The organism is Modestobacter sp. I12A-02662, from assembly GCF_041028325.1.
Lineage (GTDB): Bacteria > Actinomycetota > Actinomycetes > Mycobacteriales > Geodermatophilaceae > Modestobacter.
Genome location: NZ_JABGDE010000013.1, coordinates 75,459 through 91,189, shown reverse-complemented (window position 1 = coordinate 91,189; position 15,731 = coordinate 75,459). Strand labels below are relative to the sequence as shown.

At 74.2% G+C, this 15,731-nt stretch carries 16 protein-coding genes; 9 read left to right on the top strand and 7 right to left on the bottom strand.

Going from position 1 to position 15,731, the window contains the following annotated elements; all coding sequences use genetic code 11:
- Positions 1 to 32: 32 nt before the first annotated feature.
- On the bottom strand, positions 33 to 1,724 hold the full coding sequence (locus HL189_RS18815; RefSeq protein ID WP_369135253.1) for an amidase: 1,692 nt from the start codon (positions 1,722 to 1,724) through the stop codon (positions 33 to 35).
- Between the two features lie 132 nt (positions 1,725 to 1,856).
- Here HL189_RS18815 and HL189_RS18810 point away from each other — a divergent pair, with 132 nt between their 5' ends.
- From HL189_RS18810 to HL189_RS18785, 6 genes are all read left to right on the top strand, one after another.
- Positions 1,857 to 2,690: a hypothetical protein gene (locus tag HL189_RS18810; RefSeq protein ID WP_369135252.1), complete on the top strand. Its 834-nt coding sequence runs from the start codon at positions 1,857 to 1,859 to the stop codon at positions 2,688 to 2,690.
- Positions 2,691 to 2,908: 218 nt separating this feature from the next.
- Complete coding sequence (locus HL189_RS18805; protein WP_369135251.1) at positions 2,909 to 4,333, top strand: cytochrome ubiquinol oxidase subunit I; 1,425 nt, start codon at positions 2,909 to 2,911, stop codon at positions 4,331 to 4,333.
- Positions 4,330 to 5,325, top strand: coding sequence for a cytochrome d ubiquinol oxidase subunit II (locus HL189_RS18800; protein ID WP_369135250.1), 996 nt, complete (start codon positions 4,330 to 4,332; stop codon positions 5,323 to 5,325). The genes HL189_RS18805 and HL189_RS18800 overlap by 4 nt, the downstream gene beginning before the upstream one ends.
- A 14-nt stretch (positions 5,326 to 5,339) precedes the next feature.
- Complete coding sequence (locus HL189_RS18795; RefSeq protein WP_369135249.1) at positions 5,340 to 5,690, top strand: hypothetical protein; 351 nt, start codon at positions 5,340 to 5,342, stop codon at positions 5,688 to 5,690.
- 351 nt (positions 5,691 to 6,041) lie between these two features.
- Positions 6,042 to 7,466 (top strand): NADP-dependent succinic semialdehyde dehydrogenase, encoded by a 1,425-nt coding sequence (locus HL189_RS18790; protein WP_369135248.1) that lies wholly within the window; start codon positions 6,042 to 6,044, stop codon positions 7,464 to 7,466.
- On the top strand, positions 7,463 to 8,410 hold the full coding sequence (locus tag HL189_RS18785) for a zinc-binding alcohol dehydrogenase family protein (RefSeq protein WP_369135247.1): 948 nt from the start codon (positions 7,463 to 7,465) through the stop codon (positions 8,408 to 8,410). The genes HL189_RS18790 and HL189_RS18785 overlap by 4 nt, the downstream gene beginning before the upstream one ends.
- 42 nt (positions 8,411 to 8,452) lie before the next feature.
- Here HL189_RS18785 and HL189_RS18780 read toward each other — a convergent pair whose 3' ends face one another.
- The 3 genes from HL189_RS18780 to HL189_RS18770 form a co-directional block, all read right to left on the bottom strand.
- Positions 8,453 to 8,845 carry a VOC family protein gene (locus HL189_RS18780; RefSeq protein WP_369135246.1) on the bottom strand — a complete coding sequence of 131 codons (393 nt, stop codon included), beginning with the start codon at positions 8,843 to 8,845 and terminating at the stop codon, positions 8,453 to 8,455.
- Positions 8,846 to 8,934: 89 nt separating this feature from the next.
- Positions 8,935 to 9,972, bottom strand: a complete 1,038-nt coding sequence (mgrA, locus tag HL189_RS18775) for an L-glyceraldehyde 3-phosphate reductase (protein WP_369135245.1) — start codon at positions 9,970 to 9,972, stop codon at positions 8,935 to 8,937.
- A 44-nt stretch (positions 9,973 to 10,016) separates the two neighbouring features.
- Complete coding sequence (locus tag HL189_RS18770; RefSeq protein WP_369135244.1) at positions 10,017 to 10,847, bottom strand: pentapeptide repeat-containing protein; 831 nt, start codon at positions 10,845 to 10,847, stop codon at positions 10,017 to 10,019.
- A gap of 186 nt (positions 10,848 to 11,033) precedes the next feature.
- Between HL189_RS18770 and HL189_RS18765 the strand changes: the two genes are divergently transcribed.
- Entirely contained in the window at positions 11,034 to 12,128 is a 1,095-nt protein-coding gene (locus tag HL189_RS18765) for a ScyD/ScyE family protein (RefSeq protein WP_369135243.1), read from the top strand.
- Positions 12,129 to 12,196: 68 nt separating this feature from the next.
- Complete coding sequence (locus HL189_RS18760; RefSeq protein ID WP_369135242.1) at positions 12,197 to 12,331, top strand: hypothetical protein; 135 nt, start codon at positions 12,197 to 12,199, stop codon at positions 12,329 to 12,331.
- Between the two features lie 34 nt (positions 12,332 to 12,365).
- Here the strand turns inward: HL189_RS18760 and HL189_RS18755 are convergent, their stop codons facing one another.
- Together HL189_RS18755 and pdxY are read right to left on the bottom strand one after the other, a co-directional pair.
- Complete coding sequence (locus HL189_RS18755; protein ID WP_369135241.1) at positions 12,366 to 12,845, bottom strand: heme-degrading domain-containing protein; 480 nt, start codon at positions 12,843 to 12,845, stop codon at positions 12,366 to 12,368.
- Positions 12,846 to 12,847: 2 nt separating this feature from the next.
- Positions 12,848 to 13,717, bottom strand: coding sequence for a pyridoxal kinase PdxY (gene pdxY / locus HL189_RS18750; RefSeq protein ID WP_369135240.1), 870 nt, complete (start codon positions 13,715 to 13,717; stop codon positions 12,848 to 12,850).
- Positions 13,718 to 13,831: 114 nt separating this feature from the next.
- Between pdxY and HL189_RS18745 the strand changes: the two genes are divergently transcribed.
- Positions 13,832 to 14,230 carry a hypothetical protein gene (locus HL189_RS18745; protein WP_369135239.1) on the top strand — a complete coding sequence of 133 codons (399 nt, stop codon included), beginning with the start codon at positions 13,832 to 13,834 and terminating at the stop codon, positions 14,228 to 14,230.
- Positions 14,231 to 14,347: 117 nt separating this feature from the next.
- Here HL189_RS18745 and fdhA read toward each other — a convergent pair whose 3' ends face one another.
- Positions 14,348 to 15,574, bottom strand: coding sequence for a formaldehyde dehydrogenase, glutathione-independent (fdhA, locus tag HL189_RS18740; protein WP_369135238.1), 1,227 nt, complete (start codon positions 15,572 to 15,574; stop codon positions 14,348 to 14,350).
- Positions 15,575 to 15,731: the final 157 nt, after the last annotated feature.

Here is a 15,731-nt window from a genome sequence, read left to right as displayed (position 1 = left end):
GGACCACCCTTCCCCGCCCGTCGAGCCGGGTGTCAGGTGCCCGGCTCCGGGTTGTCCGGCTGGGGGTCGGCGCCGACGGTCGGCAGGAAGCCCGGCGCCTCGCGGGCGGCGGCCTGGTCCTCGAAGTCCGCGGCGATGTCCAGCAGCGCCGCGTCGGCCCACCGGGTCCCGAAGAACGAGACGCCGATCGGCAGCGCCTCCTGCGGCCCGGAGAACCCGGCCGGCACCGTCACGTTCGGGTAGCCGGCCACCGCGGCCGGGCCCGAGGTGCTGTACTCGAACGCGTCCCCCTGCCCGTCCTGGTTCTTGTACTTCGTCTGCCAGCCGTGGGTGTTGGTCAGCCCCACGATCGCGTCGAGGTCGTCCTCGGTGCCCGGCCCCTGGGCCAGCACCTCGTCGATCGAGGCGCGGGCGAGCTGCCTGATGCGGTCCCGGGTCTGCTGGATCGCCGGGTCCTCCGCCGGGACGGTCGCGGCCTGCGCCTGCTCGAGCAGCTCCTGCCCGAAGTAGGCCAGCTCCACCGGGTCCTGCGCGTTGAACTCGATGAGGCCGGCGATGTCGGCCGGGTGGTCACCGGGCGTGGCGGCGAGGTAGGCGTTCAGGTCCCGCTTGAACTCCGCCAGCAGGGCCGGGGTCTCCCCGGCGCCGATCTCCGCCTGGTAGCCGAGCTGCACCGGCACCGTCGTGGCGCCGGCGGCCTCGACCTGCTTGACCGCCGCCGCGAACACCGCCTCCGTGGCGTCGTCCACCGTGGTGGACTGCTCCGGGGTCAGCGTCCAGACCCCGATCCGGGCGCCCTGCAGGGCGTCCAGGTCGAGGTCGGTGAGGTCGCCGAGGTCGGCGGGGATCTCACCGGTGGCGGCGTCGGCCTCGTCGGTGCCGGCCACGACCGCCAGCACGATCGCGGCGTCGATCGCGTGCCTGGCCATCGGGCCGGCGGTGTCCTGCTCGGCCGAGATCGGCACGATGCCGTCCCGGCTGACCAGCCCCAGGGTCGGCTTGTGCCCGACGAGGCCGGTCGCGCCGGAGGGGCAGACGATCGAGCCGTCGGTCTCGGTGCCGATCGCCACCTGGGCCAGCGCGGCGGCGATGGCGGTGCCGGAGCCGCTGGAGGAGCCGCAGGGGTTGCGGTCGAGGACGTACGGGTTGGCGGTCTGGCCGCCGACGCCGCTCCACCCGCTGGTGGACGACGCCCCCCGGAAGTTCGCCCACTCGGAGAGGTTGGCCTTGCCGATGATGACCGCGCCCGCGTCGCGCAGCTTCCGGGTGATCGTCGCGTCGTCCGGCTCGCTGGCCAGCAGCGCCCGGGAGCCGGCGGTGGTCGGCATGTCCTCGGTGTCCACGTTGTCCTTGAGCAGCACCGGGATGCCCTCGAGCGGACCGCGGACCCCGTCCTGCGCCCGCGCCTCGTCGCTGGCGGCCGCCGCGTCCAGCGCACCGGGGTTGACGGCCAGCACGGCGCCGAGCTCGTCGTTGAGGTCGTCGATCCGGTCCAGGTAGGCCTGGGTGAGCTCCACGGCCGTCAGGTCCCCGTCGTCCATCCGCTGCTGCAGGTCGGGGATCGTCGCGGCGTCGAGGTCCAGCCCGCGCAGCGGCAGGGTGCCGGAGCCGGCGGGGTCCGCCGCGGCGACCCCGGGAGGGGTCACGAGGACGACGGCGGCCGCGACGACGACCGTGGCCCTGCGGCGCAGCGGTCGGCGGGCGGTGCGGGGAACGGCGCGCATGGGCATCTCCGAGGAGTTCGGGCGGGCGCAGCGGACCGTTGCAAGGTATGACCGGCGGAGCGGGCGCGCTGGGTGAGGACCGGGGTCGGGCCGTGCGGCGCCGTCCGGCCCGCCGGGGGGCACAGTGGTGGGGTGTTCGACGAGGACGTGCTGGCCCTGCTGACCCGCGAGGTGCTCCGGGAGCGCGCGGCCGCGCTGATCGCCGAGAGCTGCGCGTGGGCCGTGGGGCTCTCCGACCAGCCGCACCACCTGCGGCGCGGCGGCCGCGTGGTCGGCACCGGCATCACCATCGGCGCCCGCGCCGCCGCGGGACAGCTGCTGTCGGGCGAGGAGGACGGCCGGCTCGAGCTGGGCGACGCCCGGCCGGGCAGCTTCCAGGACGCGCTGAACACGGTGACCGCCGACGGCACGCTGATCGCCGAGCGGTTCGACCGCGAGGTGCTCGAGCCGTTCGTGCTGGACACCTGCGTGCAGGCGGTCACCCGGTTCCGGGACTCCCGGGCCGGCGCGTGGGCCGAGCTGCTCGACGAGCTGGGGGACGACGGCAGCGACCTGGTCGAGGTGGTCCGGGTGGGGGAGTGGGAGGCGCCGCTGCGGATCGACGCGGAGCACCTGGTGCTGGCCGCGCTGGGGCACGTCCCGCTGGTGGAGGTCGAGGCCGAGGGGCTGCCGCTGTCCCTGGTGCGGGCCGCCGAGGCGGTCACCCGGGCCGCGGCGCCCGCGCCCCCGGCCGCCGACCCCGCCCGCGACGACCTGGCCGGCGCGCTGTACCTCGCCGACGCCGCCCTGCGTGCCTCCGGGCTGCCCCTCCCGGTCCCCGTGGAGCGGGCCGACCAGCTGCTGGACGTGCTGCTCGCCGAGGGCGTGCTCCCGGAGGAGGTGCCCACCCTCCTGGCCTCGCTGCCGGTCGAGCCGGCGACCGCCGCGGAGGTGCGCGCCACCCTGGCCGCGCTCGGTCCCGGCTGAGCCGCAGGCGGCAGAACGCCTTGCCGCCTTGCCGCCTTGTTGCCTCGAGGCTTCGACGCCTTGTTGCCTTGACGCCTTGACGCCTTGACGCCTTGACGCCTCGACGCCTCGACGCCTCGACGCCTCGACGACATGTCGACGTGTCGACGTGTCGACGTGTCGAGATCCCGGCGCCCGGGAGCGCGCGAGCGAACCTCGAGCCGGAGCACACTGCCGCCATGGGAGTACTGGCCGACGCCGTCCCCCTGTTGGCAGCGGACTCCTCGCAGGTGCTGCCCGCGCGCCAGATGATGGCCTTCACGCTGGGCTTCCACATCATCCTGGTGCCCTTCGGGGTCGCCTTCACGGCGATCATGCTCATCGCCAACTACCGGGGGATCCGGCACGGCGACGAGACGGCGCTGCGGCTGGCCCGCCGCTGGTCCCTGGTCGCCGGCGTGCTCTTCGCGGTCGGCGCGGTGTCCGGGACCGTGCTCTCCTTCGAGCTCGGCCTGCTGTGGCCCGGGCTCATGGGGCGCTACGGCGCGGCGTTCGGCATCCCCTTCGCCGTCGAGGGGCTGTTCTTCTTCGTCGAGGCGATCTTCGTCGCGATCTACATCTACGGCTGGAACCGGATGCGGCCCTGGCCGCACTTCTGGAGCGGCGTGCCGATCGTCATCTCCGGCATCGGCGGGACCTCCTCGGTGGTGGCCGCCAACGCCTGGATGAACATGCCCGCGGGGATCACCGTCGAGGACGGCCGGGTGGTCGACGTCCGGCCGCTGGAGGTCTTCTTCACCGAGGCCTTCTGGTACGAGGCGGTCCACATGCTGCTGGCCGCGTACATGGTGGCCGGTTTCGTGATCGCCGGCGTCTACGCGGTCGGGATGCTTCGCGGGCGCCGGGACCGCCTGCACCGCCTGGGGCTGGCCATCCCGTTCGCCGTCGCGGCGATCGCGACCCCGATCCAGGTCGTCGTCGGCGACGTGGCCGCCCGCGAGGTGCACGAGAACGAGCCGGCCAAGTTCGCGATGATCGCCGCGCTGCCGGAGACCGACACCCGGGTGCCGGAAGTGCTCGGCGGCGTCCTCGTCGACGGCGAGGTGCGCTACGGCATCGAGATCCCGCTGATGGCCTCGATCCTGGCCGGGTTCGACCCGGACACCGAGATCCAGGGACTGGACGCCATCCCGCCCGACGAGCGGCCGGCGGCCCGGCTGGTCAACACCGTGCACCTCGCCTTCCAGGTGATGGTCGCGATCGGCACCGCCCTGCTCGGGCTGGCCGCCTGGGGCGGCTTCTCCTGGTGGCGGCACCGCCGGCTCCCGGAGAACCGGCTGTTCCTCGCCTGCACCGCGGTCAGCGGTGTCGCCGCCGTGGTGGCGCTGGAGGCCGGGTGGGTGGTCACCGAGGTCGGGCGGCAGCCGTGGACCGTCGTCGGGCTGCTGCGCACCGCGGACGCCGCCCCGACGACCGGGAACCTGTGGCCGTTCTTCGGCGCCACCGTCGTCCTGTACGCGGCGATAGCGTTCGGCACGTTCTACGTGCTGCGCTTGCTCCGCGAGCGCTGGCGGGCGGCCGAGGCCGACGCGGAGAGCGACCCGGGCGGGGAGGCGGACGTGCCCTACGGCCCGTCGAAGGCACGGACGGCGGACCGGCCGTGAGCACCTTCGCGGCCGCCGTGCTGTTCACCGGGGTGCTGGCCTACGCCGTCCTCGGCGGCGCCGACTACGGAGCGGGGTTCTGGGACCTCACCGCCGGCGGCGCGCGGCGCGGCCGGCGCCCGCGGCACCTGGTCGACGAGTCCCTGGCGCCGGTCTGGGAGGCCAACCACGTCTGGTTGATCTTCTGCCTGGTGATGCTGTGGACCGGGTTCCCCACCGCGTTCGCCGCGATCATGACGACCCTGTACATCCCCCTCGGGCTGGCCGCCCTCGGGGTCGTCGCGCGCGGGGCCGGCTTCGCGTTCCGCAAGGTGCTGGTCCGCACCGAGCAGCAGCGGCTCACCGGTGCGGCGTTCGCCATCTCCTCGGTGCTCGCGCCGTTCATGCTCGGCACGGTGGTCGGGGGCATCGCCTCGGGGCGGGTCCCCGCCGACGGGCACGGCGACCCGGTCACCAGCTGGGTCAACCCCACCTCGCTGCTGGGCGGCACACTCGCCGTGCTGACCTGCGCCTTCGTCGCAGCCGTCTTCCTCACCGCCGAGGCACGCCGCCGGGACGACGCGGAGCTGGAGATCTGGTTCCAGCGCCGGTCGCAGGTGATCGCGGGCGTCACCGGCGCGGTGGCGCTGGCCGGCATCGCCGTGCTGCGCGCGGACTCGCCCTGGCTGTTCGACGCGCTGCTGACCCGGGGCCTGCCGCTGGTGCTGCTCTCGGCGGCGTCCGGGCTGGCCGCGCTGCTGTTCGTGCGGCGGCTGGCGCCGCGGCTGGTCCAGGGCCTCGCCGTCCTCGCGGTCGCGGCGATAATCGCCGGGTGGGGGACGGCGCAGTACCCCTACCTCCTGGTGCCGCACACGACCATCAGCGAGGCGGCCGCGCCGGCGGCGACGCTGTGGGCCCTCACCATGGTCGCGGCGGTGGCGCTGGTGGTCGTCGTCCCCTCGATGGTCCTGTTGTTCGTGCTCGCGCAGCGCGGCAGCCTGGAGAGCCACTGAGCGAGGGGAGGGTCATGCCCACCTACCGGGTCAACGACGCCGGGGTCCGGCACGCCCGGCGGCTGATCGACGCCGGCCGCTACGACGACAGCACCGAGTGGTCGGAGGCGGCGCCGTCCACCGAGGAGCGGAACGAGGAGATCGAGGAGGAGGGCCGCGAGGAGTGGAGCCGCTGGTACCTCGCGGTCGACGAGGACGCCGGGGAGACCACCAAGGCCCGCTACCGCTTCCCGTACGGCGACTTCGAGAAGGTCAACCGGGCGGCCCTGATCGCCGCGAAGCAGCGGGCCGGCCAGAACGACCACCCGCAGGTCGAGCAGGCGGCCGACGAGCTGCTGCAGCGGCTCGACGCCCGGCGGTCCTGACCGGGGTCAGGCGGCCGGCTGCATCGTGCCCGTCTCCAGGTAGCGGGTGTGCCAGCCCAGCGCCTCGGGCACCGCCTTCGGGTAGCCGGCGCCGGTGACCCGCTCATCCCGACCGTGTCCCCGGGACGGATCACCGCGGCGGCCTCGTCGGCCGACACCACCCGGCGGGCGAGGTCTGCGTTGCGGATGCGGCCGGACCCGGGCATGGCGTCCTCCTCGCCCCGGCACCGTGGTGCGCCGGTGTGCCCCCGACGCTACGACGCTGCGGTTTCGTCGGCTGGGCGACGGGCAGGTGCACGATGCAGGCGGCGCCGCCCGGCCCACCCCGATGAGCGCACGACGGGAGTCCACATGGCCATCGCGACCATCAACCCGACCACCGGGAAGACGGTGAAGACCTACGAGCCGCTGTCCGACGAGGCGCTGGAGGACAGGATCGCCCGCGCGGCCGCCGCGTACCGGAGCTACCGGCTGACCACGGTGGAGCAGCGGGTCGGGTGGCTCACCGCGGCAGCGGACGCGCTGGAGGCCGACGTCGCCTCCGTCGCCGAGCTCATGACCACCGAGATGGGCAAGACGCTGGCCTCGGCGAAGGCGGAGGCCACGAAGTGCGTCACCGCGCTGCGGTACTACGCCGAGCACGGGCCGGCGTTCCTCGAGCCGGAGGAGAAGGAGGCCGGCGCGGTGAAGGCGGAGCGGGCCTACGTCACCTACCAGCCGCTCGGCGTCGTCCTGGCGATCATGCCGTGGAACTTCCCGCTCTGGCAGGCGATGCGGTTCGCCGCCCCCGCGCTGATGGCCGGCAACGTCGGCCTGCTCAAGCACGCCAGCAACGTGCCGCAGACGGCCCTCTACATGGAGGAGCTGTTCCGCCGGGCCGGCTTCCCCGAGGACGTGTTCCAGACCCTGCTCATCGGGTCGTCGACGGTCGAGCGGGTGCTGCGCGACGACCGGGTGGCCGCCGCGACCCTCACCGGCAGCGCGCCGGCCGGGCAGTCGGTGGCGTCGGTCGCCGGGGACGCGCTCAAGCCGACGGTCCTGGAGCTCGGCGGCAGCGACCCGTTCATCGTCATGCCCTCGGCGCACCTGGACCGCGCCGCGGAGGTGGCGGTGACCGCGCGCTGCCAGAACAACGGGCAGAGCTGCATCGCCGCCAAGCGCTTCTTCGTCCACCGGGACGTCGCCGAGGAGTTCACCCGGCTGTTCGCCGAGAAGCTGGGCGCGCTCACGGTCGGCGACCCGATGGACCCCGACACCCAGGTCGGCCCGCTGGCCACCGAGTCCGGCCGCGACGACGTCGAGGAGTACGTGCAGGACGCCGTCGACAAGGGCGCCACCGTGGTGGTCGGTGGCAGCCGGCCGGACCGCCCGGGCTGGTTCTACGAGCCGACGCTGCTCACCGGGATCACCCCGGAGATGCGGGTGCACGGCGAGGAGGTGTTCGGGCCGGTCGCGGCGCTGTACACCGTGGACGGCCTGGACGAGGCGATCGAGATCGCGAACAGCCACCCCTACGGCCTGGGCTCGAACCTGTGGAGCGAGGACGAGGAGGAGCGGGCGCGGTTCGTCCGGGACATCGAGTCCGGCATGGCGTTCATCAACGGGATGACCACCAGCTACCCGGAACTGCCCTTCGGCGGGGTGAAGCAGAGCGGCTACGGCCGCGAGCTCACCGACCTCGGCATGCGCGAGTTCATGAACGCCAAGACCGTGTGGATCGGCGGCCCGAGCAGCGAGCAGGGCGAGGGCTCCACGGCGGGGGCGGCGTCGGAGTGAGCCAGGTCGTCCTCGCCACCGCGTTCGGTGGCCCCGAGGTGCTCTCCGTCGTCGAGGAGCCGACGGCCGACCCGGGGCCGGGGGAGGTGCTGCTCGAGGTCCGCGCGGCCGGCGTCAACCCCGCCGACTGGAAGACCTACGCCGGCACGTGGGGCACCGACCCGGCGAAGCTGCCCATGCGGCTGGGCTTCGAGGCCGCCGGGGTGGTGGCCGCCGTGGGCGACGGAGCGGAGGGTCCGGCCGGTCCGTTGTCGCTCGGCGACGAGGTCATCGGGTTCCGGCTGACCGGGGCGTACGCGTCGCACGTCGTCGCGCCGGCGGGCTCGGTCGTCCCCAAGCCCGCCGAGCTCAGCTGGGAGCAGGCCGGCGGGCTCATGCTGGCCGGGGTCACGGCGGTGCACGCGCTCACCGCCGCCGCGGTCGGCACCGGGGACACCGTGCTGGTGCACGGCGCCGCCGGGGGCGTCGGCCTCATGCTGGTGCAGCTCGCCGGTTCCCGCGGCGCCCGGGTGATCGGCACCGTCGGCGGGGACGGAGCGGAGCTGGTCCGCCGGTTCGGTGGGGAGCCGGTGCGCTACGGCGACGGGCTGGCCGACCGGGTGCGGCAGCTGGCCCCGGAGGGGGTCACCGCCGCGGTGGACACCGTGGGCACCGACGAGGCGCTGGACACCTCGCTGACCCTGGTCCCGGACCGGGCGCGGATCGCCACCATCGCGAACTTCGCCCGCGGGCCGCAGGCCGGGGTGAAGCTGCTGGGCAACGGGCCGGGCGCCGACCCGGGCACCGAGATCCGGGCGGCCGCCCGGCTGGAGCTGACCCGGCTGGCCGAGTCGGGGAAGCTGGAGGTGGTCGTCGCCGGCAGCTACCCGCTGGCCGACGTCGCCGCCGCGCACCGGGCCGGCCAGGCAGGTCACACCCACGGGAAGCTGGTGCTCGTCCCCTGACCCCGGGGGGCAGAAGTGGCCACTTCTGCCCCCCGGGTCGGCCTAGAACCGGTCCCCGGTGCGCCAGGGCATCTCCTGCAGGGTGAGGGTGTTGCCGTCCGGGTCGCTGAACCCGGCGTACCTGACCCCGCCGCCGACGTCCTCGACCGGACCGACCTCGACACCGCGGCCCAGCAGTTCCGCGCGGGCCGCGTCGATGTCGGCGACCACCAGGTGCAGGGCCCGGACCGAGCCCGGCGTCCCCTCGTAGGCGGCCAGGCCGGTGCCCATCCCGATGGAGCACGCCGACCCCGGCGGGGTCAGCTGCACCACCCGGACGCCGTCCGCCGGCCGCACGTCGACGTCGGCGACGAAGCCGAGCTGCTCGGTGTAGAAGGTCTTGGCCCGGTCCACGTCGCTGACCGGGATCGGCACCAGCTCGAGCTTCATGTCCATCGGCTCATCCTGGCCGAGCGGTCGGCCCGACGGGGGCGCACCTCCCCGTGCGGCCATGTTGGCCAACATGGCCCCCCCGGGGGGCGGGACTAGAGGCGGCCCTCGCGGGCGCCGGCCCACAGGTCGACGCCGGTGTCGACGGCGTGCTCGTCGATGGCGGTCAGCTCGTCGGCGGTGAAGTCCAGCCGCCGCACCGCGCCGACGTTCTGCTCCAGCTGCCGGACGCTGCTCGCCCCGATGAGCACCGAGGTGACCCGCTGGTCCCGCAGCGCCCAGGCGAGCGCCAGCTGGGCCAGGCTCTGCCCGCGGGACCGGGCGATCTCGTTGAGCGCCCGGATGTGCCCGAGCGCCTCCTCGGAGAGCAGCTCGGTCGACAGCGACTTGTCCTGGGTGGCGCGGGAGCCCTCGGGGATGCCGTCGAGGTACTTGTCGGTGAGCATCCCCTGGGCCAGCGGCGAGAAGGCGATGCACCCGGCGCCGACCCGCTCCAGCGTGTCCAGCAGGCCGGTGGTCTCGATCCAGCGGTTGAGCATCGAGTACGAGGGCTGGTGGATCAGCAGTGGCGTGCCGAGGTCGGCCAGGATGCGCGCGGCCTCCGCCGTCACCTCCGGGGAGTAGGAGGAGATGCCCGCGTACAGCGCCTTCCCGGACTGCACCGCCGTGTGCAGCGCCCCCATCGTCTCCTCGAGCGGGGTGGTCGGGTCGGGCCGGTGGCTGTAGAAGATGTCCACGTAGTCCAGGCCCAGTCGCTTCAGCGACTGGTCCAGGCTGGCGAGCACGTACTTGCGGGAGCCGCCGCCCTGGCCGTAGGGCCCGGGCCACATGTCCCACCCGGCCTTGGAGGAGATGACCAGCTCGTCGCGGTACGGGCGGAAGTCGTCGGCGAGGTGCCGGCCGAAGTTGGTCTCCGCGCTGCCGTAGGGCGGACCGTAGTTGTTGGCCAGGTCGAAGTGGGTCACGCCCAGGTCGAACGCCCGCCGCAGGACCTGCCGCTGCCGGTCGAACGGCACGTCGTCCCCGAAGTTGTGCCACAGGCCGAGGCTCACGGCCGGCAGGTCCAGGCCGCTGACGCCGGTCCGCCGGTAGGTCATCGAGTCGTAGCGGGTGCTGTCCGCCGTGTACGCCATGATCGGATCCTCTCGCGGCGCGCGGGACGGCGCTCCGGCGGGGATCAGCCGCGGCGGTCCCAGCGCGCCGGCCGTCGCAGCCAGTCCGGGAGCCGGGTGGCCGCATCGCCGCGCGCGGCCTCCAGTTGCGGCTGGGTCAGGAACAGCGCCCCGTCGAGGTCGGCGCCGCGCAGGTCCGCGCCCCGCAGGTCCGTGCCGAGCAGGTCGGCCTGCCGGAGGTCGGCGTCCCGCAGGTCCGCCCCCATCAGGTAGGCGCCGCGCAGGCTCGCTCCCCGCAGGCTCGCCCCGCGCAGCCGGGCGCCGACCAGGTCGGCATTCCGGCGGTCGCGGGCCCGGCCGCGGACGTCGGCCCGCAGCGTCTCGCTGACCCGGCCGAGCAGGGCACCCACCTCGCCGCGCAGCGCGGCCGCGTCGACGGCGGTCAGCTCGTCCGGCCCTGCCTCGCCGAGCGCCCGGGACCGGGTGGCGAGGTCGGTCACCTCCTGCCGCAGCCGGCCCGCGGGCAGCCGGGCCGTGGCCTCCTCGAGGTACCAGCGCAGCTCGGCCAGCTGCCGCATCACCGCGAACGCCGGCCCGATGCGCCGGTCGGTGCGCGGGTCGCTGCCGGCGAAGGTGACCTGGGTCAGCTGCTGTCCTGCCCCGAAGCAGTCGAAGACGACGCAGCCGGGGAACCCGCGGCCGCGCAGGTCGTCGTGGATGCCGCAGCGGGCGTCAGCCCGCAGGTGCACGCACGGGGTGCCGGCCGGCTTGTCGACGGCGAAGTCCGCCGAGGCGGTGAACCCGGGGACCACGCAGCACAGCCCGACGCAGCGGCTGCAGTCCGCGGTGAGGTCCCGCCGGGCCGCGGTGAGCTCCGCCGTCGCTTCCTCGGGCACCGGACCAGGGTAGGCGCCGTCACCGGACACGGACCGTCACGTCGTTCATCACCGGCTGCCACGGCTCGCGCTCCGTCGTCCGGGGGCGTCGAGCTGCCGTCGGAGGTTCGTCGAACCTGGAAGAAGTGCGCGAGGACCCTCGCCACCGTTGCCCGTTCCCCGCTGCACCCGTTCCCGGAGAGCCCGATGAAGCGCTTGACGAAGACCGCCGTCGCCCTCACCGGCGCGGCTGCCCTGGCGGTGGTGCCGGCCACGGCGGCCGCTGCCCAGGTCACGACGGTGGCGACCGGGCTCGACGGCCCGCGCCAGCTCAGCGCCTACGAGGACGGGCTGTTCGTGGTCGCCGAGTCCGACGTCGGCGAGGTCTCGTCGGTCGACCCGGGCACCGGCGAGGTGCAGACCCTGGTCAGCGGGCTGTTCAACCCGCAGGGCGTGGCCTACGCCGACGGCGACCTGTACATCGCGGTCGGCAGCGCACCGCCGCCGGGCGAGCCCGGCCCGCCGCTGCCCGAGGGTGCCGCCACCGAGTCGCTGCTGGTCGTGGACCCCGGCGACGGCACCGTGCTGCAGACGATCGACCTGCTCGCCCACGAGCTCGCCGAGAACCCCGACGGCCAGGTGCAGTTCGTCGACGGTGCCCCGGTCGACGCGCTGTCCAACCCGTTCGCCGTGCTGGCGCAGGGCGACCGGGTGCTGGTGGCCGATGCCGGCGCCAACGCCGTCCTGTCGGTCGATCCGGACAGCGGCGAGGTGAGCACCTTCTTCGTGCCGCCGGTGGTCGGCCCGGCCGACGTCCCGGTCTGCGGGGAGCGGATGAACAACCCCGGCACCGTCGGCTGCGACCCGGTGCCGACCGGCCTGGCCGAGGGACCGGACGGCGAGATCTACGTGAGCACGCTGGGCTCCGAGGCGCCCGGCGCCGCGCGCATCTACGAGCTCGACGAGGACGGAGCCGTCCAGGACGTGCACCACGGCCTCACCTCGCTGGTCGGCGTCGCGGTCGACGGCGACGGCGTGGTCTACGCCTCGTACCTGCTCGAGGGCGCGCCGGAGGGCGAGCCGGCCCCCGGCTTCGACCCGGCGACGGTCGGCGCGGTCGTGCGGGTCGCCGGCAACGGCGAGCGCACCTGGTCGCAGGTGACGATGCCGACCGGGCTCGCCGTGGACGGCGGCGAGCTGTACGCGTCGGCGTGGAGCACCGCGGCCTTCGTCGGCGGGCCGGCCGGGTCCGGGCAGGTCGCGCAGGTCGGCTCGGACACCTTCGCGGCCGCGGCCGGCTGAGCAGGGCGCCGCCAGGCGTAGCGTCGACCGCCTGGGACCTCTCCGGTCCCGGACGAGGGAGAGCCGTCATGGACAAGTCGCCACGTGCACACCAGTCCAAGAAGTCCGGCATGACCATCAAGCAGAAGCGGGCCGTCAAGAAGGCGGCCACCGACACCTCGTCGGGCATGCAGAAGCTGACCCACCCGACCAAGCCCTCCTGATCCCGCCCCCCGGAGCCCACCGGCCCCGGGGGGCTCAGGTGCGTTGCCGGCCGACCAGCTCGCGCAGGACGGCGACGACCAGCCGGTGGTCCTCGACCTGCGGCAGGCCGGAGACCACCACGACCCCGACCGCGCCGACGTCGCGCACCAGCAGCGGGAAGGCGCCGCCGTGCGCGGCGTACCGCTCCGGGTCCAGCCCGAACTCCGCCTCGAACGTGGTGCCGGCCTCCCGGGAGCGCTGGCCGACGTAGAGCGAGCTGTGCCCGAACCTGTCCACGACCGCGGCCTTGCGGCGGATCCACGCGTCGTTGTCCGCCGACGTGCCCGGCAGCGCGGCGTGGAACAGCTGCTGGCCGTTGCGGGAGACGTCGACGGCCACCGGCAGCTGCCGCTCCCGGGCCCGCGCCACCAGCGCCGTCCCCAGGTCCCACGCGTCGTCGTTGGTGAACCGGGTGAGCTGGAGCTCCTCCTCGTGGGCGGCGAGCTCGGCGAGGGACGGGAAGGTGCCGGGCACGCTCAGACCTCGCTCACGTCGAAGGTCCGGGTGGGGGAGACGTACTCCTCCTGGGCCTCGACCAGCAGGATCTCGCGGGACCCGGCGTCCTCGGTGCGCTGGAGCAGGCCGAAGACCGACGACGCGGCCCGCCCGAGGGCCTCGCCGGCCGACCGGGTGTCGAGCCAGTGCGCCAGGAACAGCGCGGCGATCGCGTCGCCGGCGCCGTTCACCGACAGCCCCAGCCGGGGGGTGCGGACCCGGAAGTGCCGGCCGCCCTCCGAGGCGAGCAGGTCGACCGAGTCCTCGGGGGTGTCGTCGGCGACCAGCGAGGTGGTCAGCACCACCCGCGGGCCGAGCCCCTGGACGACGGCCACCGCCTCCTTCACCGACGCCAGCGACGTCGTCCGGTGCCCGGAGAGGTAGTCCAGCTCGAAGTGGTTGGGGGTGACCACGTCGGCCACCGGGACGGCGACGTCCCGCATCAGCTCGGGGATCCCGGGCCGGACGAAGACCCCGCGTCCGATGTCGCCGATGACCGGGTCGCAGCAGTAGACGGCGTCCGGGTTGGCGGCGCGCACCCGGGCGACCGACCCGACGACGGCGTGCCCGACGTCCGACGAGCCCAGGTAGCCGGACAGGACCGCGTCGCAGCTGCCCAGCACCCCGCGCTCCTCGATGCCCTGCACGACCTCCTCGACGGCCGGGCCGTCGAACACGCGCCCCTGCCACGCGCCGTAGCCGGTGTGGTTGGAGAACTGCACGGTGTGCACGGGCCACACCTCGATGCCCAGCCGCTGCAGCGGGAAGACCGCGGAGGCGTTGCCGGCGTGCCCGTAGGCCACGTGGGACTGGATGGACAGGACGTTGACCATGCCGGAACGTTCGCACACCGCGGTTCCCCCGCGAGAGGGGATCCGCCGCGGTCGCGCCCGTCCGGCCACCGCCGACGGGTGGCGGCCGTCATGATCGTCGGGTCGGGGTGGGTGCGGGTCCAGGAGGGTCACGTGGTGCGGACGCGGGCGGGCGAGGCTCTGGTGACCGGTCTGGCGGTGGCCCTGCTCGGCGCCGGCTGTGCCAGCAGCGAGCTGCCCGACGTCGAGCGGGTGGCCGCCCTGTTCGCCGACCCGGACGGCGACCCCGCCGATCGCTGCGACCTGCTGGCGCCGGCCACCGAGACGGCCCTCCAGCTGGCCGAGGGCGTGCCCTGCCCGGACGCCCTGCCGGGGCTGCCGATCGGTGCGGGGGCGGTGCGTTCGGTCGCGGTGTGGGACCGGGAGGCGCAGGTGCTGCTGACCGACGACACGTTCTTCCTCACCCGGACGCAGCAGGGGTGGCGGATCACCTCCGCGGCGTGCACGGCCCATCCGGACCGGCCCTACGTCTGCGAGCTGGAGGGGCGGTGAGCGTGCGCCGGTTCCCGCCGGTGCCGCTCTTGCGGTCGTCCTCCCGCTCCTGCGGTCCCGCAGGAGCGCAACAGCACGAGGAACCCCGCAAGAGCGGCGCCGAGCCCGGTGAACCGGTCAGGCGGCGACCTTGCCGGTCACGTTGTGCGGGTCGATCACGTACTTCCGCGAGGCCCCCTGGTCGAACTCCCGGTAGCCGCGCGGGGCGTCGTCCAGGCCGATCACCGTCGCGTTGACCGCCTTCGCGATCTGCACCCGGTCGTGCAGGATCGCCATCATCAGCTGGCGGTTGTACTTCATGACCGGGCACTGGCCGGTGGTGAAGCTGTGCGACTTGGCCCAGCCGAGGCCGAGCCGGATCGACAGCGACCCCACCTTGGCGGCGTCGTCGGCGGCACCCGGGTCACCGGTCACGTACAGCCCCGGGATGCCGAGCGCGCCGCCGGCGCGGGTCACGGTCATCAGCGAGTTCAGCACCGTGGCCGGCTGCTCGACCTGCGCGTCCTTGCCGTGGCCGCGGGCCTCGAAGCCGACCGCGTCGACGGCGCAGTCGACCTCCGGCTCGCCCAGGATCTGCTCGATCTGGTCCTGCGGGTCGCCCTGCGAGACGTCGATCGTCTCGCAGCCGAACGACCGGGCCTGGTTGAGCCGGTCCTGGTTGAGGTCGCCGACGATGACCACCGCGGCGCCGAGCAGCTGGGCCGAGGCGGCCGCCGCCAGCCCGACCGGTCCCGCGCCGGCGATGTAGACGGTGGACCCGGTGGTCACGCCCGCGGACACGCACCCGTGGTAACCGGTGGGGAAGATGTCCGACAGCATGGTCAGGTCCAGGATCTTCGCCAGCGCCTGGTCCCGGTCGGGGAACCGCAGCAGGTTCCAGTCCGCGTAGGGGATCATCACGTACTCGGCCTGGCCACCCTGCCAGCCGCCCATGTCGACGTACCCGTAGGCCGAGCCGGGCCGGTCGGGGTTGACGTTGAGGCAGATGCCGGTCTTCCGCTCCTTGCAGTTGCGACACCGCCCGCAGGCGATGTTGAACGGCACCGAGCAGATGTCGCCCTCCTTGATGAACTCCACGCCCGGCCCGGCCTCCACCACCTCACCGGTGATCTCGTGGCCCAGGATGATCCCCTCGGGCGCGGTGGTGCGGCCGCGGACCATGTGCTGGTCGCTGCCGCAGATGTTGGTGGTGACGATCTTGAGGATCGCCCCGTGCGGTACCTGCCGCCCCACGTTCGCCGGGTTGACCCCGGGGCCGTCCTTGAGCACCAGCTCCGGGTACTCGAGGTCCACGACCTCGACCTTCCCGGGCCCCTTGTAGGCAATGCCGCGGTTGTTCGCCATCGGTTGAACTCCCTCGCCGTTGAGAGTGGACACCCGGCACCGTGGCCCGGCGGAATGGCCCGGTCAACCGGCCCGGACACGCCCCGCCCCGGTGAGCCGGCCCGGCCCCGGCGTGTCGCAGTCCGGCACGCCGTGCGGCGCCACCGCGTGCACCCGC

What these genes read in the sequence shown, in the direction of transcription:
- HL189_RS18815 (WP_369135253.1), bottom strand. Translation starts at nt 1,724, where the DNA reads ATGCGCGCCGTTCCCCGCACCGCCCGCCGACCGCTGCGCCGCAGGGCC.
- HL189_RS18805 (WP_369135251.1), top strand. Translation starts at nt 2,909, where the DNA reads ATGGGAGTACTGGCCGACGCCGTCCCCCTGTTGGCAGCGGACTCCTCG.
- HL189_RS18795 (WP_369135249.1), top strand. Translation starts at nt 5,340, where the DNA reads ATGCCCACCTACCGGGTCAACGACGCCGGGGTCCGGCACGCCCGGCGG.
- HL189_RS18790 (WP_369135248.1), top strand. Translation starts at nt 6,042, where the DNA reads ATGGCCATCGCGACCATCAACCCGACCACCGGGAAGACGGTGAAGACC.
- HL189_RS18780 (WP_369135246.1), bottom strand. Translation starts at nt 8,845, where the DNA reads ATGGACATGAAGCTCGAGCTGGTGCCGATCCCGGTCAGCGACGTGGAC.
- mgrA (WP_369135245.1), bottom strand. Translation starts at nt 9,972, where the DNA reads ATGGCGTACACGGCGGACAGCACCCGCTACGACTCGATGACCTACCGG.
- HL189_RS18765 (WP_369135243.1), top strand. Translation starts at nt 11,034, where the DNA reads ATGAAGCGCTTGACGAAGACCGCCGTCGCCCTCACCGGCGCGGCTGCC.
- HL189_RS18760 (WP_369135242.1), top strand. Translation starts at nt 12,197, where the DNA reads ATGGACAAGTCGCCACGTGCACACCAGTCCAAGAAGTCCGGCATGACC.
- fdhA (WP_369135238.1), bottom strand. Translation starts at nt 15,574, where the DNA reads ATGGCGAACAACCGCGGCATTGCCTACAAGGGGCCCGGGAAGGTCGAG.